The organism is Shouchella oshimensis, assembly GCF_004375095.1.
Classification (GTDB): Bacteria; Bacillota; Bacilli; order Bacillales; family Bacillaceae_D; genus Shouchella; species Shouchella oshimensis.
Map to the genome: position 1 here is coordinate 432922 of NZ_SNUX01000001.1, position 25258 is coordinate 458179.

Genomic DNA, 25258 nt, shown 5'->3' on the forward strand with positions numbered 1-25258 from the left:
CCATCCTCCTTATTCGGACACTTGCTCATTACCTACTAGAATGGTTCCAATGCGAATATACGTTGCACCTTCTTCTACTGCCACTTCAAAGTCATTTGACATGCCCATTGATAGCTCTGTGCAAGGAGCGTGTACATATTCTTTATCAGCAATACGCTGTTGCAGTTGTTTTAAGGCTTTAAAATGCGGACGCGTTTCTTCTGCATTTTCCGCATACGGTGCCATTGTCATTAATCCGATTACTCGGATACGATCATATTCAGCCAACGCCTTTATAAACGAATCGACTTCTTCTGGAGCTAGTCCACTTTTAGACGTTTCTCCTGAAACATTAACTTGTACGAAACAGTCAAGTGTCTTTTCTCGTTCGACTAAGCGCTTTTGCACTTCTTTTGCCAAACTTAACCGATCAAGAGAATGAAGAACACTTATGTGTCCGATGACATCTTTGACTTTGCGCGACTGAAGCGAACCAATGAAGTGCCAAGTTGCGTCATCGCCAATAACTGCTTTTTTCTCAAGCAATCCTTCTAGACGATTCTCGCCAATATGAGCGATGCCTGCTTTAATGGCTTCATTCGCTGTTTGAATGGATACATATTTCGTCACAGCGATAACATGAATCTCTTCTACTCGTCTTCCTACTTTCGACGTAGCTCTCTCCATACGCTTTTTTAACGCGTCATATTGTTGTTCAACCGTTGCATTCATCATTCAACCACCTTCTTCATTCCAATCATACTCATCATTCTACCTGTTTTTCCTTGGTCTTGTCGATGAGAAAAGAAAGCATTGTCTCTAAATGTACAACGATCTGATTCAATAATATGGGCAGACAGAACCCCTGCTTGTTCAAGCAAATAGCGATTTAACGCAGGTAGATGAAGCTGAAAATGATCTGATCCAGTAGGTGTATAAATCCCTTTATGGTTCGAAGGCAATTGTTCGTCTACTCGGTCTATGACCGTACGATCCACTTCATACTTTTGTTGTGAAATACACGGCCCAATGAGAACATAGATATCAGTGATCTGTACGTGGTGTTTCTCGACCCATTCTTTCACCATTTTGGGTCCAATTTGATCAACCGTGCCTTTCCAACCAGCATGGCATAAACCAATGATCTGATTCTTAGGTGAATAAAAATAAAGCGGGACACAATCAGCATACAAACTCGTTAGCAATATATCCGTTTCTCTTGTGTAAAGTCCATCTGTCTCGTTTATCGCGGTACAAAGAGATCGTGCACCTCGACCTCGATCAGCCCTTGTCACTTCTTTAATAACCGAAGCATGTACTTGTTCAGATCCAACCCAATAATCAAGAGAAAAACCTACATCTTTGGCAACGCGTTCACGATTTTGAACCACAGCATTAACCGAGTCTCCTACATGAAACCCCATGTTTAACGTTTTATAAGGAAATTCGCTAACGCCACCATTACGAGTTGTGAAGCCAGCAAACAACTTTTGGTCTAATCCATTAAATTGTTCTTCATATTCAACTCGTTCAGACAACCGCTGCCAGTTTGCTTTCATCTCTGCATGCTCCTTTTTGTATTCCTCGCTTTATTTTACCATAATGAATCTCTAGAATAAATGTTTACGAATAGGGATCTTTTCTTTCCATTGCATGCTCAGCTGAAGGAACAGATTGCTTGTATCGTTCTGGAAGCTCAACTAGGATGACATCAGAGCCAATTTTCACTATATTTTTCCAAGGTATCACGGTTTCGCCTGCATCTCTATTTCCTAAAAACGTCATCATTTTTCCTTGATTTGATATGATAATGGCTTCAATTCTCCCTGTTTCTAGATTAATATCTAAATCATTTAAATGGCCAAGCCGCTTACCGTTTTCCATGTTAACAATGTCTTTAGCTGATAGCTCAGATATTTTCATCATTGTACATCCTCCTCACTAATTACTATATGCGCACCCATAATTACTTTATGAACAAAAAAGCCGCTGTTGCACACAGCGGCTTTTCTCATGATTCAATATGTTTATTCATCTGATGAATAGCACCTTTTTCAAGCCGTGATACTTGTGCTTGAGATATACCGATTTCATCTGCCACTTCCATCTGCGTTTTCCCTTGAAAGAAGCGCATATTTAAAATGACTTTTTCTCGGTCATTTAAACGAACCATCGCTTCCTTAAGTGCAATTTCTTCCACCCAATTGACATCCTTGTTTCGTTCATCACTTATTTGATCCATGACAAAAATTGGATCTCCTCCATCGTTGTAAATCGGTTCAAATAACGAGACAGGATCTTGAATCGCATCAAGCGCAAAAACAATGTCTTCTTTCGGCACATCTAATACAGCTGCAATTTCTTGAACAGTTGGTTCATTTTCACGTTTCTTTTCTGCCATCATCTGATCCCGAACTTGTAATGCTTTATAAGCAATATCTCTTAATGAACGTGATACACGAATAGGATTATTATCCCTTAAGTACCGGCGTATCTCACCAATAATCATTGGCACTGCATACGTAGAAAACTTAACATTTTGACTTAAATCGAAGTTATCAATCGATTTCATTAAACCAATACAACCGACTTGAAATAAGTCATCCACGTTCTCGCCACGGTTATTAAAGCGCTGAATGACACTAAGGACTAAACGAAGATTTCCATTTATTAACGTATCTCTTGCTGGCTCATAACCAGACTGGAGCTGTGAAAATAATTCTCGCATCTCCATATTTTTTAAAACCGGCAGTTTGGATGTATCTACTCCACAGATTTCTACTTTATTTCGAGCCAAATTCTTTACCCCCTAGACGGAAGATGATGTCAAAAAAAGTATCTCCCTGGGAAAAAAATTTATGCACTCTGTTGAAGTAGAAATTTGTTAAAAATAGACACTACCCTTGTCACGACACTGCTAAAAAATAGAAATTATTTTTTTACGCTACACCATTTTATTAAATTCTTTTTGCAGTCGTTTAATAATTCGTTTTTCTAAACGGGATATGTAGGATTGCGAGATACCCAGCATATCCGCGACATCTTTTTGTGTTTTTTCTTCTGTTCCAGTTAAGCCGAAACGTAGTTCCATTATTTGTTTCTCACGGTCTGACAATGTATGAAGAGCTTTGACAAGCAATCGACGATCAACTCTTTCTTCTATCCCCTTCGTAATAATGTCCTCTTCTGTTCCTAGTACATCAGAGAGCAACAGTTCATTCCCATCCCAATCAATATTTAACGGTTCGTCAAAAGACACTTCTGAGCGCGTCTTATTGTTACGACGCAAATACATAAGAATCTCATTTTCAATACAGCGAGAGGCATACGTGGCTAACTTAATTTTCTTTTCAGGATTGAATGTATTAACGGCTTTAATTAGCCCGATAGTACCAATGCTAATCAAGTCTTCTATATTAATTCCGGTGTTTTCAAACTTTCTAGCGATGTATACGACTAAGCGGAGATTACGTTCAATTAAAATCGAACGTACAGCTTCATCACCACTCGGTAGCTTTAGTAGGAGCTCTGCCTCTTCTTCTTTTGATAACGGTGGTGGTAAGGCTTCACTGCCACCAATGTAATAAATTTCATCTTCCTTTAAGCCAAACTTTCTTAATAGGCGATAGATGAACAATCTCCATTTCATTTTTATCATCGCGTCCTCCTTAGCTTACTTGTGATATAACAAGCTGTGGGTGAATAATCGTTTGATAATGCCCTTCAGGCGACAATGCTTCCCCATACAGCCCTAACAACACACGCTTTGTGACAAATTGTTCACCGTCATAATAGATCGTTACTTGATCCGGTTTAAAAGCTGTTAAGTATGGTTGTTTTTGGCCAACCGCCTTAAATGGTACTAATCGAATTCGATGCATAAACGGATGATTTTCTTTTGTTGACATTGTTAGCATGTCATCTGTTTGCTGCTTACCAAGAAATGGATGTAAAAGATCTGCTTCAATAATCATAACGGGTGTTCTCGTTAATGGGTCTTTTAATTGGTTTCCAGTGTCGACTAGCCCCCTTGCCTCAAATCTAAAGTCATCAATAACAATTTCAACTGTTGCCATGTCATTTGCTTGAACTTTCTTTATCTTGAATGTATCAACTTGTTGTTTACTAAACCAAAAAACGAGAGGAAAACCAATCAGAACTAGAGCCCAGCTAATCGTACTTCCACCAAACCCTGGTAGATGACTCGTTAAATCTAATTCACTTTGAAAAAAGTAATGCATGGCAAAAAGCCCGCCGCCAGTAACAAAAGTTAGAAAAAAGAAGCCTGCTAGATTTTGTACGAAATAAGTAAAGCGTATGTATCCAAACGCAATGAATACAATCATACAAGAATAAAAAAACTTTACAATTGGGTTCATAAAGAATGTCACGTAAGGCGTAAACATAAAGAAAACCACAAGGGATGCAACCAGTGATGCCATTCCTATACGAACATAGTTTTTCTTTCTTTTTAACAATAAGGCGGTGCCAATAATAAGGAGAAAATCAATGCCTAGATTCAGTAGCCAGATTAAGTCTAGATAGATGATCATGAACGTTCCTCCTGTATTAATAAAATTTAGTATAGTAGATAGAAAGAAGGAAGTCTGTCATTTCATGGCAAAGACAAGCCTGTTATTTTGAAAGCTTTTGACAAACGTTGTCCTTTCTCTTTTCACCTTTAAAAAGAAAAACAAAAAAAGACCTACTACCGTATAAAGCTGGTAGCAGGTCTTTTCCATTATCGATTTCTTCTATTTCGGAGAAACGTTGGAATATCAAGTGTATCTGTTTGTTCTTCAGAATTGGCTTTTTGCTTTGAATCTACAGATTTTGATTCAACTGGTTTTGACGATGTCGGCTTTTGAGCAGACGGGCGTGACTGTGGCTTTCTTTCTGCTTCTTCAAAGCCCGTCGCAATAACCGTTACGACAATCTCGTCTTTTAAATTCTCATTAATAACAGATCCAAAAATCATATTAACCTCTTCGTCGCAAGCTTCAGACACAATTTCTGCGGCTTCATGCACTTCGTAAAGGCTTAAGTTCGTTCCACCAGTAATGTTCATCAACACACCTTGAGCACCATCGACGGATGTTTCAAGCAATGGACTAGAGATGGCTTTTTTTGCTGCTTCTGCAGCACGATTCTCACCAGTTGCTACACCAATCCCCATTAAAGCAGAACCTTTTTCACTCATCACCGTTTTAACATCCGCAAAGTCAAGGTTAATCAATCCAGGTGTCGCAATTAAATCAGAAATTCCTTGTACACCTTGTCGAAGAACGTTATCCGCTTCACGGAACGCTTCTAGCATTGGCGTATTTTTATCGACAATCTCTAGCAGTCGGTCGTTTGGTATAACAATTAACGTGTCGACTTTTTCTTTTAATGCAACGATACCAGATAACGCTTGATTTTGACGCTTACGCCCTTCAAACGTAAATGGTCGTGTGACTACACCTACCGTTAGTGCACCAATTTCCTTTGCAACTTCGGCGATCACCGGTGCAGCACCTGTTCCAGTACCTCCACCCATTCCAGCTGTAATAAAGACCATATCCGCCCCATCAAGGACTTCTTCTAACTGTTCACGACTTTCTTCAGCCGCTTTTTTGCCGATATCAGGATTTGCACCTGCACCTAGGCCTCTTGTTAGTTTTCCACCTAGCTGTAGTTTCTTTTCAGCTTTTGATAGGTGTAGTGCTTGTGCATCTGTATTAACGGCGATGAATTCAACGCCTTGTAGTCCGTTTTCAATCATTCGATTAACAGCGTTCGAACCACCGCCACCACATCCAATGACTTTTATTTGTGCTAATTGTTCCATGTCCATTTCAAAATCAAACATTTCGTTGTCCCCCTAACCATACTGGCAGTCAGCTGCTCTTCATTAATCAAAAAATGTCTTAAACCAAGATTTCATCTTGGATTCTTTTTTCTCTTCTTGCGGTTGCTCAACTTCTTTACGCTTGCTTCTTTTGGAAGTTGCTACTGGGTTCGCTTCTTCTTGATTCACTTCTGACTGGGAAAAAGCAGCTGCAATTTCCTTGCCTTGCACACGTCCATTTTTGTGTGCAAAATGAATTAACCCAATACTTACTGTATAGCGCGGCTCACGCACCCCAATATAATTCGGGATGGCAACACGGACATTTCCTTCAAGCATGTCTTTTGTTAATTCAAGAACACCCGGCATCATCACAGCTCCACCGGTCAATACAAAGCCACTTGGAAATTGCTTAAATCCTAACCGAACCAATTCTTTTGCACATAGTTCAATAATTTCTTCTACTCTTGGTTCAATAATACCTGCTAATTCTTGCTGTGTAATTGTATGCCTTTCATTTGAACCGATCTTTTGAATGGTAATCTGTTCTTCTGTAGATGCTTCTGGTACAAAGGCATGTCCATGTTTGCATTTAACGCGCTCTGCCTCTTCGGTTGTGAGCTTTAATCCAACAGCTAAATCATTTGTAATGTGATCGCCGCCGATCGGTAAAACAGATAGTGCAACAAGTGAACCTTGTTCAAAAACGGATACGGTTGTTGAACCGCCTCCAATCTCAATCACACAAACACCTAAACTTTTTTCATCTTTTGAAACAGCTACAGATCCTGTTGCTAAAGAGTTTAAGCTTATTTCAGCAATTGAAAGACCGGCGCGCTCCACACACCTTAACAAATTATGTAAGACGGTTTTTGAACCTGTTATTAACGTTCCTTCCATTTCCAGACGAACGCCAATCATTCCACGAGGGTCAGTAATCTCATCAAGCCCATCCACGATAAATTGTTTTGGAATCACATCAATCACTTCTCTCTCAGGAGGAATTGACATGACTTGTGATGCATCGATGACTCTACGAACATCTTCTACGTTTATTTCTCGATCTGGACTGGAGACAGCGACTACTCCATGACAAGGAGTTAATTCAATGTGACTGCCATTCACTCCGACCACAACATGTTCAATTTTTATGCCAACCATACGTTCCGCTTGCTCCACTGCCCGCTTAATTGACTTAACCGTCTCATCTATATCGACGACGGCTCCTTTCTTAATTCCTTCAGAAGGAACACTACCGACACCTAAAATGTTAATTGACCCTCCAGCAATTTCCGAAACAACGACTTTTACTGAAGAAGTTCCAATGTCTAAACTTACATACGTTTCATTACTCACCAATGGCACCTCCTCATCTGCACAATCATGGTGTTCAACTTTAATAGTTTCATTTTTTTTATTCACACAAGCAGTATTCGACAAGTGTTAGTAGAATCCTTTAATTCTCGTAGCATTATGTATGTTTTAAGGCTCTTGCTCTTTAGTCTACACCATGTTCTTACAGGTGAAAAGGCAAAACCTCTAGCAATCCTTTATTAAGAATGTGTTACATAGAGTACCGAACCTGATCACGAAAGCTTTTAACCGTAAAAACAGCAGAAACACAAGGAAATAAGAGTAGAAAAATCCTTCAAAACTCCTACTCCTGAGCCGTATCATTTTCCCTAAAATAGGGACTCATTTTCATATAGAGGACACCATCCTGTGCTCCATCGATTTGTGTATGCACTTGCGGATAAGACTGCATATACTCTGCAAATGAAGATAAATCTGTACGTACTTCCATTCCATCTGTCATATAAAGGGTTAATTCCTCTGGTGCATCCTCAGTAGGCGTATACATAATTTCCGAGATTCGACTAACAATCTCTGGCGCTGTTTGCATTAATTGTTCGCCAATTGTCTCTCTCAATGATTCTTCAGTAAAATCCACCAATATAGGTGCGTCTCCAACAAGTTGACTATCATGTACAGTGTCTAAGATTTGCCCGTTTTTTAAAAGGGGCAAATAACCTTCCTCACTATACACATAAGCAACCCGGGGATACTCCTTTACCTGTATAAAAAGAGAAGATGGCAAACGACGGCTTATTTCAATGGACTCCACTTCTTTTAATTGTGCAGTTTGCTCGATTCGAGTGTTCCGATCGATATTCCAAATATTCATTCCTTCACTTAAACCGCTAGCTTCAAGAACCTCTTCATCTGTTAACAGCTGATTACCACTCACTTGTACGGATTTCACTTCACTCAATGGACTTTGGAAGTACACAAGTACCATCATTAAGACAAAGAACAATACGACTATACTTAATAAACGCTTGTTCGCTTTGCGTCGTCGCTTTTCCTGTAGAGTCGGAATTCTTTCGTTTACAGAAATGACTTTCTCATCATGACTCACATTCATTCCTCCAACTACTTCATTCAGCTGATGAGTGAATACAAGCAAATTAATCTTAGACCTGCTTCTATTCCCTATTTTACTTTTTTAAAACCTATTTTACTGTTGTTTTCTGCATTTTATCATATATTTCCTTTACAATTCTATGAATAATAAATAGAGAGTTCAAAAAAACGAACTCTCTACATGTATCGACACCATTTATCCATTTGTTTAAGGTACATTATTAGCGAGTATGTCTACTAATATTAATTAGCAGACCAATTGACATCAGCATGAGTGTTAAGGATGAACCACCGTAGCTTAAAAGTGGCAGCGTAATGCCGGTAACAGGCATTAAACCAGTAACAACGCCGATGTTTATCATTACTTGAATAACAATCATCGTTACAATACCTGCGGCTAAGAAACTACCAAATAAATCAGGAGCACCTAAAGCAATTCTTACGCCACGCCAGAAAATAATACCAAATAAAAGCAACACAAATAAACCGCCTAAAAAACCTAGTTCCTCTGCTAAAATAGCAAAAATAAAATCGGTTTGTGGTTCTGGCAAATAAAAATATTTTTGCCTACTTTCACCTAAACCCATTCCTAGTAACCCTCCTGGGCCAATGGCTAATAAAGACTGGATAATCTGAAAGCCACTTTCCATTGGATCTGCCCAAGGGTCTAGAAAAGACGTAATCCGTTTAATCCGATAAGGAGCGCTAATGATTAGAACGACAAATCCTGCCACACCAATTAAAAACAAGCCCATAAAATGCTTTACTCTTGCTCCCGCAATAAAAATCATGGCAACGCACGTTCCTACCATAACAGTACCAGTCCCTAAATCTGGCTGGAGCATAATCATTCCAAAGGCAACCATCACAAAAGCGAGCGCCGGTAATAACCCTTTTCTAAACAAGACAATTCGCTTTTGATTCACCGCTAAAAAGTTTGCCAAAAAAATAATCATGGCAATTTTCATAAATTCTGATGGTTGAATCGAAAATGCGCCAATTCCTAGCCAGCTTCTTGCCCCACCTCTAACAAGACCAACACCAGGAATGAGTACGAGCACAAGCAAAATAAAACAAATAATTAGTAACAGCTTTGAATACGTACGCCACGTCCAGTAATCGACTCGAGAAATAAAAAACATCAAGAGGACGCCTACACTTCCAAAAAATAATTGTCTTTTAGCAAAAAACAACGAATCGTTAAAGCGATAGGTTGCCCATGCTTCACTTGCACTGTATACCATAATTAAGCCAACGCTAAGCAAGACAATCGTTGCAACAATTAAGATATAATCGGGCGCCTGTCTTTCTTTATTCATTGTTCACCCCCAGCAAGTACCCTACTACCTCACTATATGAATGAGGTAAAGAAAACATGTCCAAAACATTTGTACATGCTTGAAAGTGTTGTAAAGAAAAAAAGAGGCTGGGACATAACGAAAAGTAGTATTTGAAAAGACGAATAGTCTAAACTATGCTGAGTAGCACCGCTACAGGAGAATCCTTCGCTCATATTCATATAAAACAAACGACGAACGTTCCTATTTTCAGGAATGTTCGTCATTTTGGTCTGTCTATCTACTTTTGTCCCAGCCTCTTTACCTTATTCCATTAATTGACTGTTACTTAATTGTGAAACAGTAGCTAAAAACGCATCTCCCCGTTCTTCAAACGTCGAGTACTGATCCCAACTTGCACATGCTGGAGAAAGTAGAACAACGTCCTTTACGTTTGAATGTTCAAATGCTTTTGTCGCTGCATCTCGTACATCAATAGCCTGTACAACGTTAATTCCTAATTTGTTCCCTAAAGCTGTTAATTTTGTTTTTGTTTCACCAAAAACGACGAGCGTTTTCACATGGGTTAAACTTGGGCTCAGTTCATCAAACTCATTCCCACGATCCAAACCACCTGCCAGTAAAACAATATCTTGCTTAAAGGAGGCTAATGCAGCTTGTGTCGCCAAAATGTTTGTCGCCTTTGAATCGTTATAGACTTTACGCCCATGAACGTCACCAACGAACTGAAGTCGATGTTTCACGCCAGTAAACGTTGTTAGTACGGTTTTTATTTGCGCATTGGTCCCACCAGCTAATTTTGCCGCTGCAACAGAAGCAAGCATATTTTCAATATTATGAGCTCCTGGTAAAACAATTTCATCTAGTGGGCAAATGCGTTCTTCGCGAAAATAAATCGCATTATCCTTTATATAAGCACCTGTTGGCAACTCTAATTTCGTTGAAAAAGGAACAAGAGTCGCCTTTGATTGCTGAACATGCTTGGCAACGATGGGATCATCCGCAGAATAAACAAGATAATCCTCTTTCGTCATGTTTTCATACACTTTCGCTTTTGCTTCTATATACAATTCCTTTGACCCATGGTAATCCAAATGAGCATCAAACAAATTAAGCCAGACGGCCACTTTAGGTTTAAATTGCTCCGTACCCATTAATTGAAAACTTGACAGTTCAAGTACCATCACATTCTCTTTTGTTGCTTCTAAGGCTACACTTGTCGCTACAGTTCCTATATTACCAGCAATTAAAGGTGTTCTTTCACTATGCTCAAGCATGGCATGAACGAGAGTCGTCGTTGTTGTTTTTCCGTTTGAACCGGTTATTGCGACAATCTCTGCTTCAGCAATGCGATAGGCAAGTTCGACTTCAGTCCATATAGGAATATTTCGATTCATGGCTTCAGTGATTAAGAGGTTGGAATAAGGAATGCCAGGGTTTTTTATAATTAAACTAGTTGTATCAAGTAAGTGAAGTGGATGACCTCCACAGACAACTTCAATCCCTTTTTCCTCTAGTGCATCCACTTCTTTGCTTTCAGCTCTTGGTTTTCCATCATTTACTGTCACAATAGCACCTAATTTATGAAGAGCCACTGCTGCAGCCATGCCACTTTTTGCTAAACCAAGCACAAGCACCTGCTTTTTATTTACATGTGGGAAAGGCTTCATGTTAACCACACTCCAATGTAAATTCCCATAATGGCAAAGACTACGCCTAGTAACCAGAACGTGACAACTACACGCCACTCTGACCACCCGACTAATTCATAATGATGATGAAGCGGACTCATCTTAAAAACACGCTTGCCAGTTGTTTTAAATGAAATAACTTGAATAATAACGGATAAGGTTTCAATGACGAACACGCCACCAATAATGATGAGCATAAGCTCCATCTTAGTCAAAATGGCAATACCTGCAATGGCTCCTCCTAACGCTAACGAACCCGTATCACCCATAAAAACTTTTGCTGGATGAGCATTAAATACAAGAAACCCAAGGAGAGCCCCAGTAATAGCCGTTGAAAATAAAGCTGCATCAATAAAGCCAGTGCTCCAAGCTAGTATCGCAAATGCGGCAAAAGCAATGGCGCCAGTCCCTGATAATAAGCCGTCTAAACCGTCTGTTAAGTTTACTGCGTTACTTCCAGCAAGCAGCATAATCACAACAAGTACAGCATAAAACCACCCTATGTCAAGACCGATGTCTGTTCCAGGAATGGATACTATTGTATCTAGTTCAATGTAAAGTAATCCTACATAAAATAAGCCAGCGATAATCAGTTGCCCAACTAATTTCTGTTTTGATGTTAATCCAAGGTTATGTTTGCGTGCGACTTTTAAATAGTCATCAAAAAAACCAACGACCCCATAGCCGATTGTAACAAGCATAAGTAATAACAATTCTGGTGTAAATTCAAAAAAGACAAAACCAATTAATAGGGATGTCACTAAAATCGATAAGACAATGACAATTCCGCCCATTGTCGGTGTACCGCTTTTCTTTTGATGTGATTTCGGTCCTTCTTCACGAATGCTTTGCCCAAACTTTAAACGCCTTAAAAACGGAATAAAAAGAGGACAAAGGATGACCGCGAATAAAAAGGATAACGATAGGACAATAAGTAACGTCCACTCTTCCATTTTCTAAGCGCCTCCTTTGACAGCCGATAACACTTGCTCCAAAGCAAGACGACGTGATGCCTTCAGCAATACAACGGTGTCATGATTCAAAAGGGGTCGAATGGTTTCAGCTACATCTGAAACGTTCTCAACATGTTCAACCGCAATCGCCCCGTTTTGTTGTTTTACTTCATCATATATCCAATAGCCTTTTTCACCGACACAAACAACGTTGGTAATCGGTGTATCAATCGCACTTACCACACTTCTATGAAGCGCTTCTTCATCTGGACCTAGTTCATAAATATCACCTAATACAACAATTCTTCTCTTAAATTCAGGTAATGATTTAATCGTTTCAATTGCCGCCTTCATTGAACTAGGGTTTGCGTTATACGCATCATTAATGAACGTTGATCCATTTGGTCCTGCTACTTTCTCAAGACGCATACCCGTAATCGTAACGTTTGCTAGTCGTTCTTTGATCGTTTCCGGTGCAAAGCCAACTTGACGCGCAATCCATATGCCATAAGCAGCATTCTTGACGTTGTGCTCACCTAATAGAGGCAAATACCAATCCTTTTCATCTAGAAATGAAAAAGTAAAGCCATCTTCTTTAGGCTGAAACGTTGCGATTGCTTCCTTATTTTGATGATTAAACCCAATTGAAACGGTTTTCTCTTGCTGAAATCCATTTAATAAAGGTTCATCTCCATCTAGCACAAGGAAGCCGTCTTGTTTTAACCCATCTAACATTTCCATCTTTGCGCTTGCAATCCCCTGTCTTGAACCTAAATGCTCGATATGGGCTTCTCCAATATTTGTCACAATAGCTAAATCTGGCTTTGCAAGTTTTGAGAGAAAAGAAATTTCCCCGGCATGGTTCATCCCCATCTCTACAACGGCAAATTTACATTCTTTAGGCATTGAAAGCAACGTTAATGGAACTCCGATATGATTGTTTAAGTTTCCAGCAGTTCGATGGACGAATGGTTCACCACCAAGAAGTTGGAATACAATATCTTTTGTGGTTGTTTTTCCGTTTGAACCTGTTATCCCAATCACATATGGATTGATTTCATCTCGATAGAGCTGAGCCAATTCTTGTAGAGCATGTAGCGGGTCATCCACGAAATAAAGCTGAAACGACGCTGGTATTGACGTAGGCACAGGCTCCTGTTCTTGCCAGATTGCCGCTATCGCTCCAGATGCAATCGCCGAGTCGAGATAATGGTGTCCATTAAACCGTTCACCACTAAGCGGAACGAATAAAGCTGCGTTTGAATCTTTTCGCGAATCGGTTGTGACACTATGAAAAGAAACCGGTCCATCCTGTAGACGTGTCCGCTTCGCAACAGATTCAACTAGTCTTGCTTCAATCATTTTATCCGCTCCTTTAATGCAGCCCTCGCTACTTCACGATCATCAAAATGCGTACGTTCTCGACCGACCTCTTGATAGGTCTCATGGCCTTTACCGGCTATAATGATTATGTCATTCGTTTTCGCTTGTTTCATCGCGTAGTGGATCGCCTCTGAACGGTCTACAATTAAGCGATACTGATCTCGATCTAATCCAGCCGTCATCTCTTGTAATATCGTGGTTGGATCTTCTGTTCTCGGGTTATCGGATGTGAAAATGGTCTCGTCTGCATATTTCACAGCAATTTCACCCATAATAGGGCGCTTCGTTTTATCCCGGTCTCCCCCACAACCAACCACTACTCGAATCTGGTTATTCGCAAAGTCTTGTACGGTTTTCAACACATTCTCTAAGCTATCTGGTGTATGAGCATAGTCTACAATAACAGCAAAATCCTGACCAGAGTCTATCGCCTCAAATCTACCAGCTATACCTTCAATGCTTTCTAAGCCTTGTTGAATCGCTGAAAGAGAGATGTTTGATACATAGGCAGCTGATACAGCAGCTAGAACGTTGTAGACATTAAACAGCCCGATTAAGCGTGTTTGGACTTCAATCGATTCACCAAATACAGTCAGCGTAAATGTGGTTCCAGTTGCAGCAGCCCGAATGTTAGACGCCATGACGTCCGCTTGTTTTTTAATTCCGTACGTTATAATATCAGCTGTCGTCATTTGAATTAGTTGATCTGCCACTTGATCGTCGCCATTAAAAATGGCCGTTTTTCCTTCATAAGTGTTTCCAAGTTGTGAAAACAGTAAACTCTTTGCATACATATAGTGATCCATTGATTGATGGTAATCAATATGGTCTGGTGACAAGTTTGTAAAGATGGCAATATCAAAGTCACACCCACGTACTCGACCTAAGTGAAGAGCATGAGAGGATACTTCCATTAATGCCGTATCAACCTGTTTGTCGACCATTTCCTGAAACCTTTGTTGCAAAACGAGTGATTCAGGCGTCGTGTTCTTTGTTTCGATATACACATCGTCTATTTTTGTGTACATCGTGCCAATTAACCCAGTTGTACGATTTTGACCTTTAAACAACTGCTCTAAAATGTGCGTAACCGATGTTTTACCGTTCGTACCAGTTACACCAATGAGTTGTAATTTCTTGGTCGGATGATCGTAAAAGCGATTCGACAGTTGCGCCATTGTTCGCTTTGTATCACGAACCACGAAAACTGGAATTGGTACATCTAACGGGCGTTCTGAAACAATAGCAACTGCCCCTTTTTCATAAGCACTTTGTGCAAAATCATGACCATCCACAGTATAGCCATTAATGCAGAAAAACAACGTGCCTGGACGGACTTCTCTTGAATCCATTTCAATATGATGAATGTCAACTGTCGCTTCCTTTACATTTAACGTATTCATGCCTCTTATACCATGAAGCAATTCGCTTAATTTCATTTTTATTGCCTCCAACGTTCAACAATCAATCTTATCCACGTTTATTTGTTTAAAAGATGAATGAGTAATAAAACACACGTCTCTTATTTTAGTCGTTCTCATTCGTTTTGTCACCCATATAGACACGGATTGTTGAATCTTTTGGAACCCTTGTACCTGGTTCAGGTGCTTGTCGGGCGACAGCTTCCCCTTCACCAGATGCTGAGAGGCGCAATTCATAATGAGATTCATAAATGTCCCTCTTCGTTCGCCCTAACAAATTTGGTACTTCTACTAAACCTTCTTCATCCCATTTAAGTTCTTTTTCAATTTGATCTTTTCTTTTTTCAACACCCATTGCTTCTAAGCTATCCCCGATAATCTTCCCAGCGATTGGAGCGGAAACTTGGCTACCATATTGAACGGCTCCTTTAGCATTATCAATTGCCACATACACAATAATTTCTGGGTCATCCATTGGGGCTACACCAAGAAATGATAGGATATAGTTGTTCTCTAGATAACGACCATCTTTAGCTTTTTGAGCCGTACCTGTCTTTCCACCAACACGGTAACCATCGACAAAAGCTTTTCCACCTGAGCCTTTGGCAACAACATTTTCCATCGCATAGCGAACTTTTTCAGATGTTTCAGGCGAAATGACTTGTCGTTTCATCACCGGATTGTTTCGTTCAACAACCTCCCCTGTGACATCATCTACCCACTCTTTTGCAATGTAAGGTTCGTACAAATAGCCTCCATTGACGGCGGCTGCGACTGCCGCCACTTGTTGAATCGGCGTTACTGCAACCCCTTGGCCAAAGGCCGTTGTTGCTTGCTCTAACGGACCTACACGTTCACGATTAAACAAGATGCCTTTCGCTTCACCTTGTAAATCAACGCCGGTCTTTTGACCGAACCCGAAGTCTTCAATATAATCAAACAATCGATCAGTACCTAAGCGTTGACCAAGTTCAACAAATCCTGGGTTACATGAATTTTGCACAACTTCTAAGAACGTTTGTGAACCGTGCCCTCCTCGTTTCCAACAGTGGAGCTTTGTACCTGCTACATCTACGTAACCAGGGTCGTAGAAGTGATCATTGTCTAAATCAACGACATCCTCTTCTAACGCCGCTGCAAGGGTAATTAATTTAAACGTTGAACCAGGCTCATACTGCATCCAGACAGGCTTATTTTGATTGTATATTTCAGCTGGGACATCTCGATAGTTTTCCGGGTTAAAGTGTGGTCGACTGCTCATTGCTAGAATCTCACCATTTTTTGGATTCATCGCAATGGCTATCGCTCCATCTGGATTATACTTGGCTTCTGCAATATCTAACTCCCGTTCCACAATCGTTTGAACACGACTATCAATTGTTAATTTTAAATTTAAGCCATTAATTGGAGCTGTATATTCATCAGCTAAATTTGGCATTTTTGTATTTTTAGCCGTTGAATAAAAGGATACATACCCCTCTGTACCTTTTAACTTTTCATCATAGACGAATTCTAAACCTGTTAGACCTTGATTGTCGATGCCTGCAAATCCAAGTACATGGGATAAATAACTCCCAAAGGGATAGTGACGCTTCGAGTCTTCTGCTATATAAATGCCTTCTATATTTAAACTTCGCACCTCTTGCGCTGTTTGTTGGTCCATTTTTTGTCCTTCTGGGCGAATATACACTTTACTTTCTTTTTTCGTTAAATCTTCGTATACCTCGTCCTTATTTGCATTTAATACGGATGCTAATTTTTCTGCTGCATCTGCAGGGTCTTTTACCTGTCTTGGAAAAACAATAATGGAAGGCGTGCTAATATTCGTTGCTAATTCGACGTCATTTCGATCTAGTATATCGCCTCGCTTTGGTTCAAACGGAATATCTCTCCCCCAAGAATCCTCTGCTTTTTCAGTAAGCCATAAACCTTGTCCGAACTGAACATACCCTAAACGTGCTCCAATGACTGTAAATACGACAATTCCTACAACAAATAACAATAGCAGCCGTTTTCTGACTGTTACATTTGAAACGCGCACGGCTCTCCCCCACTTTCGTTTATCAACATCCTGTCCTATGGTTAACCCTATGAACAAAGACAACTATTTAGAACAAGCTCACGTGGGCATCAGTTCCTATCAAAAGCAAAACAAAGAAGACTTAACCGTGGTTAAGTCTTCTTTGTTTTCTTTAGTCCTTTTTAAGAATCATCTTCCGTTTCAGTTTGGTCTTGTTCTTCTTCCATTTCTTCTACCTCTTCTGGAACTGTCGATTCCAAATGGACTTGGAGGGCTTCCCCTTCCGAAATGGGCGTTCCAGCAACTGGGCTTTGTTGAACAACATAGCCATTACCTGAATAATCAAGCTCTAAATCAAGGATATTGGTCATTTTTAATACATCTCGGCGTGACCAACCACGCATATCAGGCAACGCTCGGCTTTCCCCATCTGTAATTAAGAGAATAGGCTCATCGTTCAAAACACGCACACCTTCTGCTGGTTCTTGATAGTCAATGCGATCACCTTCACCAACAACAATTACTTTTTTATCCTCTAAAAGCTCGGTTGCATAGGTTGTTCGTTCACCTACGACGTTAACCATATCAAAACCGCTTTCTTCTGCTTCCTCTAGTAATTCTTCTTCGTTTGGTTCTAAATCCAAATAGACCATACTACTTTGCATCACTGCATTAAAGATCATAGAAACAGGATCATTCCCTGATTGCTCAGTCGTTAAATTGGGCTTCGTTACCGATACGTAAACGACAATTTCAGGGTCCTCATAAGGTGCCATGCCTAAAAAGGAGTATAAATATTGCCCATGGCCATTTAAATAACCACCTTGCTCCGCAATTTGCGCCGTCCCCGTTTTTCCAAGAACATCTACACCTTGAATATCGTACTTACGCCCTGTACCATATTCTTCTGTCACGACACCACGAAGCAAATCACGAACGTGAGCCGCTGTTTCTGCAGAAATAGGCTCACCAACCACTTCACTGCTGCCTTCTTGAAGGACTTTCCCTTCATCATCCTTAATTTCTTGAACAATATACGGTTTCATCATCTTTCCACCGTTTGCAATAGCCGTAGCCGCTTGAACAAGCTGAATAGGAGTCATAGTGGACGTTTGACCAAAGGCGGTTCTTGCAGCATCTGAGCGTCTTCCTTTTTCAAGTTTACCGGCACTTTCTTGACTTAAATCAATCCCTGTGGACTTGGAGAAACCAAAATCTTCTAGATACTGATAAAAAGGTTCAATCCCTAGATCCTCTAACACGAGTTTGGACATCAATACATTCGAAGAACGATGAACGCCCTCTTCATACGAAATCTCTCCCCACCCTTCTGGGTTTACATCTCTAACAGGGTTACTATGCAAATCAATTTCATACTCACCTGATTGAAAATAGTGATCGTCTTGAAAATAACCTTCTTCAATGGCGGCTGCCACTGTAAACATCTTTAACGTTGATCCAGGTTCAACTGCATCTGCAACTGCATAATTTAAATAGTTTTCAATTTGCCCATGTTGATTTGGGTTAAAGCTTGGTCGATTCGACATTGCCAATATTTCACCTGTTTTTGCATCGGCAGCAATGGCTGTCATCTTTTCAGGGCTAAACTCTAATTCAACTTGCGACATGGCTTGCTCCATAGACGCTTGAATTCGTGTATCTAGAGTTAGTTGCACAGAAGCACCGTCCGATGGTAGCGTAATGTTTTCAGCTGGAGAATTTAAGCGTCCTAAACGGCTATATTCAATTGAGCCATCCGTTGAAGCTAAAAATTCATCAAGTCGTCCTTCTAAGCCAATGCTTCCAATATCTTCGTTAATGCTTTTTTGACCGATTACATGAGATGCAAACGTTTGATTCGGATAATAGCGGCGGGTTGCTTCTTCAAGCTGGATGCCCGGCAGTTTCAAATCTTGAATCGTTTCTTTCGTTTCAAACGATAGATAGCGAGAAGTTGGTCCTAATTCAATTTGATAGCGACCCTCGTCTTTTCCGTCTGTGAGCATCCTCGTTAATTCTTCTACTTCTAGTTGAATAATTGGCGCAAGTTGTTCAGCTGTTCGTTCAATATCTTCTATATAGTTGCCTTTTCCTTGATTTTCAGAGAGCACGGCAAGAACATGATAAGCAGGAATATCTTCAGCTAGCACGCTTCCATGACGATCCGAAATGCTTCCTCTTTCACTTGGCAAAACCTCTGATCGTGAGTAGCGTTCTTCTGCCATAGCGACAAGGTCATTACCTTTGACCTCTTTTGTTAGTTGTATATAAGCAATGCGACCAACTAAAACAACAAAGACAGCTAAGAACAGAAATAACAAGACAACGGCTCTCTTATTTGTCACGGCGCGTTTAATTTCCATTTCAGTCCCTCCTTTTCACTTAGTAAAGAAAAAACTAGTTCATAGTGAACTAGTTCATCCCTTGTTCTTTCGCTCGACGCATAACATTCTCTGGCGCACTCTCTTCTGCTAGAATGGTCTTAAGCCCGTCATTTTCAACAGTGATTTTGTTCACTTCCGTTTGTTCGGTTTGCAAAGTTGTACTCAACCCATAAAGGTTGGAATAATTATGTACAATGAGGCAGAGCATAGCAAAAAGTACGATAGCTAGAAATGTCGCAATGACTTTCTCTCCTAATGTAATCCTTGCACGGTAACGAATCACTTGTTTTTCTTTTTGCACCGCCCGTTCTTGCGGTTGAGTATACGATTGTCTAGCTAACATACTTTATCCTCCTTTTAATCAAGCCTACAATTTTTCTATCACGCGTAACTTAGCTGATCGCGAGCGGTTGTTCTCTTCTAGTTCGTTGTCTGAAGCTACAATTGGCTTTCTTGTTACTAAAGTGAAAGGAGCTTTTTTATCATCTGGTATAATGGGCAACCCTTTCGGTAGATCTGGAATAGTCGTTTTCTCTTTAAACACTTGCTTGCATAAGCGGTCTTCTAAAGAATGAAAGGTAATAACGGCGAGTCGCCCCCGTTCATTCAACAGCTCTAATGCATCTAGCAATCCATCTTCAAATGCTCCCAATTCATCATTAACAGCAATTCGAATCGCTTGAAACGTACGCTTAGCAGGATGCCCACCTGCACGACGAGCTGGTGCAGGAATAACATCTTTTATGATCTCAACTAACTCCGCTGTTGTTTCAATCGGCTTCTTTACACGTTCACTTTCAATTTTACGCGCTATTTGCTTTGCAAACTTCTCTTCTCCATACCTTGAAATAATGGAAAGTAGCTTTTGAAACGGCCATTCGTTTACCACTTCTTTTGCCGTTAATGGAGCACGCTGGTCCATTCTCATATCGAGTGGCGCATCCTGATGATAACTAAATCCTCTTTCCGCTTCATCTAGTTGAGGAGATGAAACACCTAAATCAAACAACACGCCATCGACCTTCATTACCCCATGGGCTGCTAGTTCTTCTTTTAAATAGCGAAAATTACTCCGAATAAACGTTACGTTATGTAGATGATCCTTCATTACTTCTTTTGCATGATTTAATGCAACTTCATCTTGGTCAAATGCGTATAAATGACCTGTTTCAAGTTGCTCTGCTATTCGCTTTGAATGACCTGCTCCACCTAATGTACAATCCACATAGATGCCATCTTTTTTTATATTCAACTGTTGGACTGACTCTTCTTTTAATACGGTTGTATGTAGAAACATCTTGCACCTAATTCCTTTTTTCAATTTACGTTAACGTTATAAGTCAAAGTCAACGAGGTTTTCTGCAATTTCAGCGAAAGAGTCTTCAGAATCTGATACATACTCTTCCCAAAGTGTCTTACTCCATACTTCAACACGACTCGATACGCCAATAACAACACACTCTTTTTCTAATTTAGCATATTCTCTTAAATGATTTGGGACATTTATTCTTCCTTGTTTATCCAATTCACATTCAGCTGCTCCTGAAAAAAAGAATCGTGTAAATGCCCGGGCATCTTTTTTCGTAAATGGGAGTTCTTTTAATTGCCCTTCAAGCTTGTCCCACTCTGACTTCGGATACACAAACAAACAGTGATCTAAGCCTCTCGTTACAACAAATGAAGGACCAAGTGGCTCTCTAAACTTGGCAGGAACGATCATGCGGCCTTTATCATCTATAGAATGCCGATACTCGCCTAAAAACATACTCTGCCAACCTCCCACCACTTTGTACCCTAAACTTACCACAAACCCCCACTTTGTACCACTCTGATCTTCTCATTTCCACAGAATAAAAAAAAATCCTGCATTCCTGCAGGATTTTCAGTAGATTTTTTTATTGACAAAGGTAGACACCATTAGATGTAAATCAAAAGATGACGACGCGGATGTTGCTCTAATTCATTGAGCAAGCGTTGAACAATGTCACTACCTGTTACGTTAAGAAGAACGATTGGGTTTAACATACGTTCTTGTGGACTCGATTGAGGTCGTAACCAACAAATGGCCTCATCATACTTGTTTAATTCTGTTTCATACCTTCGCTTAATCTCTTTCGTCATAAACGTTTCCAAACGAGTTAATTGATCTTGGATAAACGCTTTGTTTTTCAAACTAATATCATATAACGTCTCGTTCATTTCTTTTGCAAGCTCTCTTAATGGCTGATGAGCTTGCTCCATTTGCTCTTGCGCCCGCTTAATATACGTTTTAATTTCAAATGAGTGCTGAGCATCAAGCCACTGTTGCTTTAAAGTTTCACCGTTTCCTTCTATATAAAAAACTGGATCTTCGCCTTGTTCAACTAAGTGTTTTTCAACATGGCGTGGAATAATCGTTGCCGACATACGTTGCATAACAGGTGTTACGTGAAACTGAAATAAAGAGAAGCTCTCTTTTAACGTTCCCCAATAGGCCAATTCGCCTGGACCTGCAACAAACGCTACCGTCGGTAACAACCATTCCTGCATCAATGGGCGAGTGACAACGTTATTGCTAAACCTGCTTGGGTGTTTTTCTACCTCTTCGACTAATTCATCCTTTGTAAATGTTAGTGAATGATCAGCCATATAGAAGACACCGTCACTATAGTTTAAGCGATACCGCTTTCCGTCTACAGTATAAAAAAGATGCGCATTTTCTTGATCCGTTCCAATCGGTTTTCCGTAGCCTTGTGTGGCAAAGCGGGTTTCCCCTTCTATTTGTGCTGCCTGTAGCTCCTCCACGTGTAAAATTAACGATTTAAAAAAAGGTTTCTCTATTTCTCTTAATACATCATCATCACTATCTAGATAAAGCAACCCTTCCTCAGCAAACAAGTCGTGCATCATACTCATAAAGAAATCTACGTATGTTTTTGACTCAGCTGCACAATTCTCTACCTTTGCTTTTAATTCAGTCGTGTAGGCCGTTTCAGGTAATGATGAAAAAAGTTCTTTTATGAAATCGTGCAATTCACTTTGCGGCAAATGCTTTTTTGATGCTGCCGTGCCGTCTACCTCGTCTGCAAGCAACCGTTTTTTCCATTTATGTTCCTCTTTTTTATAAATTGTCCGTACTTCATCCAAATCATGGTCTTCTCCAGCAATCCAAAACAACGGGACAACAGGTCGTTGTAATTCTTTTTCGTACGTTTTGGCAAGTATAATGACCGACATTGCTTTATATACACTGTATAAAGGACCTGTAAAAAGCCCTGCCTGCTGTCCACCCACGACAACGAGTGCATCTTCATGTTTTAATTTATGTAAATTTTCGTCTAGTTTGTTTCGATTGGGCAATCCTTTTGTCCGGTTTTCTACATACGTCACAAGCTCTTGTTTATGAGAAAAACGACGTTCACGTAAATCTTGACATCGTTTTTGAAGCCACTGCGTATCCGATGGCATGTAAGAAAAAAAGTCTTTAATGGGCTCTAGACCTTTCTCGTAATCGGCAGCAAAGCCTTTTAACGTCTCCTTACTAAGCTCCTCCATTTTCATCGCTTAAAATCTCCTCACCATGCATTTTCCATATCCGCTTTCCATCATAGCAAAAACAACAAGTACAACCAAATAAGTTGCTTCAAGATTTTTTATTAAGAGCCTTTTGTTTTCCTTTCAGCATCGTGTAAACGAGCTGAAGAGTTGGCATCAGAATGCCACGAGTTTCCCCTCTTTTTAAAATGTAGCCAACAATGGCCTCTAATTCAAGTGGGCGGTTATGAATGAGATCGGTTAACATAGATGATTGATTCTCTTTCGTATCCTTACAAAGACGTTCTACTTCCACCCATTTTTCCTCTCGATCGCTCCGTTCTAGTGCCTCTATAATCTCAGTAAAACAAGAGCGCATGGCTTGTTTATAGTGCCCATTCTCTACGAGTTCACCGTTCCTCACATGCAACAAAGCAGTTAATGGATTTATACATGCGTTAAGGATTAACTTTGATTCAAGCATTTCTTGGTAGTCATCTCTCCATAAAACAGTCCATACATCTTGGTTAAAAAGTGACCCCCACTCAGCTTTCCCTGCAGATGAGGTTCCGCGAAAAGGAGCGATTTTTATTCTTCCTTCCCCTTTAACCGACACACGATTTTTTTGTTCTTTTTCTTTTAAGAGTCCATATTCAACTACTCCGACATATGTTGGGCTAGTCATGGTCTCAATCCATTCTAGGTGCCCCATGCCATTTTGAAGAAATAACCAGTTCGTGTGTCGGTGCCCTACATGTTTATAATCAAGCAATACCTGTTCTACTTGATACGACTTTACACACACAATGACACCATCAAAATCCTTTGTATTAGACGGGTTCATTTGTATATCAGTTATGATCGTCTTTTGATTCTTTTTATATAGATGAATACCCTCGTTTTCAAATAACGATTGTTCTTGTTGATTTTTAAGATAAAGGGCGACTTCCACCCCTTGTTGTTTTAAGGATGCAGCCACGAATAACCCTACTGCACCTGCTCCGATAACGGCCACCTTCATCGTCAACACCACCAGTTCATTCAATAACGTCTATTATACGTGTTCTTATAGGATTGTAAAATCAGCTAATGAAGGTTTTTTAATGCGCTTTCATTCATTTTATAGTAAAATAGTAGATGAAATCATCAGTGGAGCAGGAGGATTATACACAATGATTAAAGTAGAACGATTGCTAATTAATTATAAGACGTTAGAAGAATTTACAAATTTTCGTGACTATGGTGCAGCTGAACTGTCAATGAAAGACGATCTTAATCAAAGCATCGTGGAGAATGATAGCGAGTCTCCTTTTTATGGCATTTACTATGGCAAAAAACTTGTTGCCCGTATGAGCCTCTATCAAATTGATGGAGACTTTGATCAGTATTTTGATCCTCCCCAAGATTATTTAGAATTATGGAAGTTAGAAGTATTAGAGCCTTATCGTGGTAAAGGGTATGGAAGAGCACTTGTTGATTTTGCTAAAGAGTTTGAAATTCCAGTTAAAACAAATGCGCGTCAAAGTACAGGTGACTTTTGGTCGAAGCTAGGATTTGAACCTATTACGTACCGTGAAGAGCGTGATAGAGGTGAAAGCCCCTACGTTTGGTTCCCTTCAGGCGTGTATGAGCAAAAGAAACCGAAAGAAAAACAATCACAAGAATAGGAAAAAAACAGCCGCGTGTATGCACGTGGCTGTTTTTATAATGATTTTTCAAGTAACGTATGATTGGTCAGTTTTCGAGCTCGATCCATAATTTCAAGCAGAGAGCGATAGTCTTGTGTGATAACACTCTTCTCCTTCTCTACTTTCTCTAGTTGCTCTTTTAACTTTTCATTTTCTGCTTTTAATACACTTGCTTCATAAGCGGCTACTTGTTTTTCTTTCATGGATTGCAAGTAATCAATAACCGCTTCTAAATCTAACGTTTGATCAGATGTCGTTTGGTGTACGTGTTGGAGTGTTTCTGCTGTTTTTTCCTCTTCTTGCTGTAGCACGAAGTTCGACTCCGATTTGGCTTTTTCCTTCTTTAGCACCGTTCGTTTTTTCTTTGCCATATTGACTTCAGCTGTGTATTTCTTTCGAATGGTTGAGTTCCATCTAAACCCACAAGCTGCACTTGTACGTGAAAGCGCTTCTGCTACTTCTTCAAACGCTGCTAGCTGCGTACTGCCTTCTCTAATATGACGCAAAACGGTGTCAGCTAAAAGTAAATCATCTTCATGCGACCAGGCATCTTGACGATTTGCTGTCATGTTTAGCCCCTCCCTTTCCTAATTCTCTTAAACCGTATTAAAGTGTATGCTTCCAACGACCAAAATAGACGTTTCTATTAAATCATCATCTCCAAGTCTACTCCT

The 25258-nt window shown here is 40.0% G+C and carries 23 protein-coding genes; 1 reads left to right on the plus strand and 22 read right to left on the minus strand.

Annotation, left to right across the window (positions count from 1 at the left end):
• Positions 1 to 9: 9 nt before the first annotated feature.
• From E2L03_RS02210 to E2L03_RS02310, 21 genes are all read right to left on the minus strand, one after another.
• Positions 10 to 711, minus strand: a complete 702-nt coding sequence (locus tag E2L03_RS02210) for a YggS family pyridoxal phosphate-dependent enzyme (RefSeq protein ID WP_134258718.1) — start codon at positions 709 to 711, stop codon at positions 10 to 12.
• Complete coding sequence (gene pgeF, locus E2L03_RS02215; protein WP_134258513.1) at positions 711 to 1538, minus strand: peptidoglycan editing factor PgeF; 828 nt, start codon at positions 1536 to 1538, stop codon at positions 711 to 713. Before pgeF ends, E2L03_RS02210 begins: the two co-directional genes overlap by 1 nt.
• A gap of 64 nt (positions 1539 to 1602) precedes the next feature.
• Complete coding sequence (locus tag E2L03_RS02220; RefSeq protein ID WP_038480939.1) at positions 1603 to 1905, minus strand: YlmC/YmxH family sporulation protein; 303 nt, start codon at positions 1903 to 1905, stop codon at positions 1603 to 1605.
• Positions 1906 to 1990: 85 nt separating this feature from the next.
• Entirely contained in the window at positions 1991 to 2776 is a 786-nt protein-coding gene (gene sigG / locus E2L03_RS02225) for an RNA polymerase sporulation sigma factor SigG (RefSeq protein WP_038480942.1), read from the minus strand.
• A 147-nt stretch (positions 2777 to 2923) separates the two neighbouring features.
• On the minus strand, positions 2924 to 3637 hold the full coding sequence (gene sigE, locus E2L03_RS02230; RefSeq protein ID WP_038480945.1) for an RNA polymerase sporulation sigma factor SigE: 714 nt from the start codon (positions 3635 to 3637) through the stop codon (positions 2924 to 2926).
• Positions 3638 to 3647: 10 nt separating this feature from the next.
• Positions 3648 to 4532: a sigma-E processing peptidase SpoIIGA gene (gene spoIIGA / locus E2L03_RS02235; protein ID WP_038480948.1), complete on the minus strand. Its 885-nt coding sequence runs from the start codon at positions 4530 to 4532 to the stop codon at positions 3648 to 3650.
• 188 nt (positions 4533 to 4720) lie between these two features.
• Positions 4721 to 5830, minus strand: a complete 1110-nt coding sequence (ftsZ, locus tag E2L03_RS02240) for a cell division protein FtsZ (protein ID WP_055735827.1) — start codon at positions 5828 to 5830, stop codon at positions 4721 to 4723.
• Between the two features lie 42 nt (positions 5831 to 5872).
• On the minus strand, positions 5873 to 7168 hold the full coding sequence (gene ftsA / locus E2L03_RS02245) for a cell division protein FtsA (protein WP_038480954.1): 1296 nt from the start codon (positions 7166 to 7168) through the stop codon (positions 5873 to 5875).
• 298 nt (positions 7169 to 7466) lie between these two features.
• Positions 7467 to 8228: a cell division protein FtsQ/DivIB gene (locus E2L03_RS02250; protein ID WP_197196504.1), complete on the minus strand. Its 762-nt coding sequence runs from the start codon at positions 8226 to 8228 to the stop codon at positions 7467 to 7469.
• A gap of 226 nt (positions 8229 to 8454) precedes the next feature.
• Entirely contained in the window at positions 8455 to 9552 is a 1098-nt protein-coding gene (gene spoVE / locus E2L03_RS02255) for a stage V sporulation protein E (RefSeq protein ID WP_038480960.1), read from the minus strand.
• A 284-nt stretch (positions 9553 to 9836) separates the two neighbouring features.
• Complete coding sequence (gene murD / locus E2L03_RS02260; RefSeq protein ID WP_134258515.1) at positions 9837 to 11201, minus strand: UDP-N-acetylmuramoyl-L-alanine--D-glutamate ligase; 1365 nt, start codon at positions 11199 to 11201, stop codon at positions 9837 to 9839.
• Positions 11198 to 12175 (minus strand): phospho-N-acetylmuramoyl-pentapeptide-transferase, encoded by a 978-nt coding sequence (mraY, locus tag E2L03_RS02265; protein ID WP_038480966.1) that lies wholly within the window; start codon positions 12173 to 12175, stop codon positions 11198 to 11200. The genes murD and mraY overlap by 4 nt, the downstream gene beginning before the upstream one ends.
• Before the next feature lie 3 nt (positions 12176 to 12178).
• Entirely contained in the window at positions 12179 to 13537 is a 1359-nt protein-coding gene (locus E2L03_RS02270; RefSeq protein WP_134258516.1) for a UDP-N-acetylmuramoyl-tripeptide--D-alanyl-D-alanine ligase, read from the minus strand.
• On the minus strand, positions 13534 to 14997 hold the full coding sequence (locus tag E2L03_RS02275) for a UDP-N-acetylmuramoyl-L-alanyl-D-glutamate--2,6-diaminopimelate ligase (RefSeq protein ID WP_134258517.1): 1464 nt from the start codon (positions 14995 to 14997) through the stop codon (positions 13534 to 13536). Before E2L03_RS02275 ends, E2L03_RS02270 begins: the two co-directional genes overlap by 4 nt.
• An 88-nt stretch (positions 14998 to 15085) precedes the next feature.
• Complete coding sequence (locus tag E2L03_RS02280; RefSeq protein WP_134258518.1) at positions 15086 to 17020, minus strand: stage V sporulation protein D; 1935 nt, start codon at positions 17018 to 17020, stop codon at positions 15086 to 15088.
• Between the two features lie 161 nt (positions 17021 to 17181).
• On the minus strand, positions 17182 to 19362 hold the full coding sequence (locus E2L03_RS02285) for a penicillin-binding transpeptidase domain-containing protein (RefSeq protein ID WP_134258519.1): 2181 nt from the start codon (positions 19360 to 19362) through the stop codon (positions 17182 to 17184).
• A gap of 49 nt (positions 19363 to 19411) precedes the next feature.
• Positions 19412 to 19726: a hypothetical protein gene (locus E2L03_RS02290; RefSeq protein ID WP_134258520.1), complete on the minus strand. Its 315-nt coding sequence runs from the start codon at positions 19724 to 19726 to the stop codon at positions 19412 to 19414.
• 24 nt (positions 19727 to 19750) lie between these two features.
• A complete protein-coding gene (rsmH, locus tag E2L03_RS02295; protein ID WP_134258521.1) occupies positions 19751 to 20680 on the minus strand; it encodes a 16S rRNA (cytosine(1402)-N(4))-methyltransferase RsmH in 930 nt (309 codons plus the stop codon).
• A 36-nt stretch (positions 20681 to 20716) separates the two neighbouring features.
• Entirely contained in the window at positions 20717 to 21148 is a 432-nt protein-coding gene (mraZ, locus tag E2L03_RS02300; protein ID WP_035395175.1) for a division/cell wall cluster transcriptional repressor MraZ, read from the minus strand.
• A 152-nt stretch (positions 21149 to 21300) separates the two neighbouring features.
• Entirely contained in the window at positions 21301 to 22923 is a 1623-nt protein-coding gene (gene bshC / locus E2L03_RS02305; protein ID WP_051667554.1) for a bacillithiol biosynthesis cysteine-adding enzyme BshC, read from the minus strand.
• Positions 22924 to 23005: 82 nt separating this feature from the next.
• The gene (locus E2L03_RS02310; protein ID WP_208394324.1) at positions 23006 to 23941 is read right to left on the minus strand and encodes a 2-dehydropantoate 2-reductase; all 936 of its coding nucleotides are present in this window, start codon (positions 23939 to 23941) and stop codon (positions 23006 to 23008) included.
• A 127-nt stretch (positions 23942 to 24068) separates the two neighbouring features.
• Here E2L03_RS02310 and E2L03_RS02315 point away from each other — a divergent pair, with 127 nt between their 5' ends.
• Positions 24069 to 24563 (plus strand): N-acetyltransferase, encoded by a 495-nt coding sequence (locus E2L03_RS02315; protein WP_038480985.1) that lies wholly within the window; start codon positions 24069 to 24071, stop codon positions 24561 to 24563.
• 35 nt (positions 24564 to 24598) lie between these two features.
• Here E2L03_RS02315 and E2L03_RS02320 read toward each other — a convergent pair whose 3' ends face one another.
• Positions 24599 to 25153: an RsfA family transcriptional regulator gene (locus E2L03_RS02320; RefSeq protein ID WP_134258523.1), complete on the minus strand. Its 555-nt coding sequence runs from the start codon at positions 25151 to 25153 to the stop codon at positions 24599 to 24601.
• Positions 25154 to 25258: the final 105 nt, after the last annotated feature.

What these genes read in the sequence shown, in the direction of transcription:
- sigE (WP_038480945.1), bottom strand. Translation starts at nt 3,637, where the DNA reads ATGATAAAAATGAAATGGAGATTGTTCATCTATCGCCTATTAAGAAAG.
- mraY (WP_038480966.1), bottom strand. Translation starts at nt 12,175, where the DNA reads ATGGAAGAGTGGACGTTACTTATTGTCCTATCGTTATCCTTTTTATTC.
- E2L03_RS02220 (WP_038480939.1), bottom strand. Translation starts at nt 1,905, where the DNA reads ATGATGAAAATATCTGAGCTATCAGCTAAAGACATTGTTAACATGGAA.
- E2L03_RS02320 (WP_134258523.1), bottom strand. Translation starts at nt 25,153, where the DNA reads ATGACAGCAAATCGTCAAGATGCCTGGTCGCATGAAGATGATTTACTT.
- E2L03_RS02285 (WP_134258519.1), bottom strand. Translation starts at nt 19,362, where the DNA reads ATGGAAATTAAACGCGCCGTGACAAATAAGAGAGCCGTTGTCTTGTTA.
- murD (WP_134258515.1), bottom strand. Translation starts at nt 11,201, where the DNA reads ATGAAGCCTTTCCCACATGTAAATAAAAAGCAGGTGCTTGTGCTTGGT.
- bshC (WP_051667554.1), bottom strand. Translation starts at nt 22,923, where the DNA reads ATGAAAATGGAGGAGCTTAGTAAGGAGACGTTAAAAGGCTTTGCTGCC.
- E2L03_RS02270 (WP_134258516.1), bottom strand. Translation starts at nt 13,537, where the DNA reads ATGATTGAAGCAAGACTAGTTGAATCTGTTGCGAAGCGGACACGTCTA.
- pgeF (WP_134258513.1), bottom strand. Translation starts at nt 1,538, where the DNA reads ATGAAAGCAAACTGGCAGCGGTTGTCTGAACGAGTTGAATATGAAGAA.
- spoIIGA (WP_038480948.1), bottom strand. Translation starts at nt 4,532, where the DNA reads ATGATCATCTATCTAGACTTAATCTGGCTACTGAATCTAGGCATTGAT.
- spoVE (WP_038480960.1), bottom strand. Translation starts at nt 9,552, where the DNA reads ATGAATAAAGAAAGACAGGCGCCCGATTATATCTTAATTGTTGCAACG.
- ftsZ (WP_055735827.1), bottom strand. Translation starts at nt 5,830, where the DNA reads ATGTTTGATTTTGAAATGGACATGGAACAATTAGCACAAATAAAAGTC.
- E2L03_RS02315 (WP_038480985.1), top strand. Translation starts at nt 24,069, where the DNA reads ATGATTAAAGTAGAACGATTGCTAATTAATTATAAGACGTTAGAAGAA.
- E2L03_RS02275 (WP_134258517.1), bottom strand. Translation starts at nt 14,997, where the DNA reads ATGAAATTAAGCGAATTGCTTCATGGTATAAGAGGCATGAATACGTTA.
- E2L03_RS02290 (WP_134258520.1), bottom strand. Translation starts at nt 19,726, where the DNA reads ATGTTAGCTAGACAATCGTATACTCAACCGCAAGAACGGGCGGTGCAA.
- rsmH (WP_134258521.1), bottom strand. Translation starts at nt 20,680, where the DNA reads ATGTTTCTACATACAACCGTATTAAAAGAAGAGTCAGTCCAACAGTTG.
- mraZ (WP_035395175.1), bottom strand. Translation starts at nt 21,148, where the DNA reads ATGTTTTTAGGCGAGTATCGGCATTCTATAGATGATAAAGGCCGCATG.
- E2L03_RS02210 (WP_134258718.1), bottom strand. Translation starts at nt 711, where the DNA reads ATGAATGCAACGGTTGAACAACAATATGACGCGTTAAAAAAGCGTATG.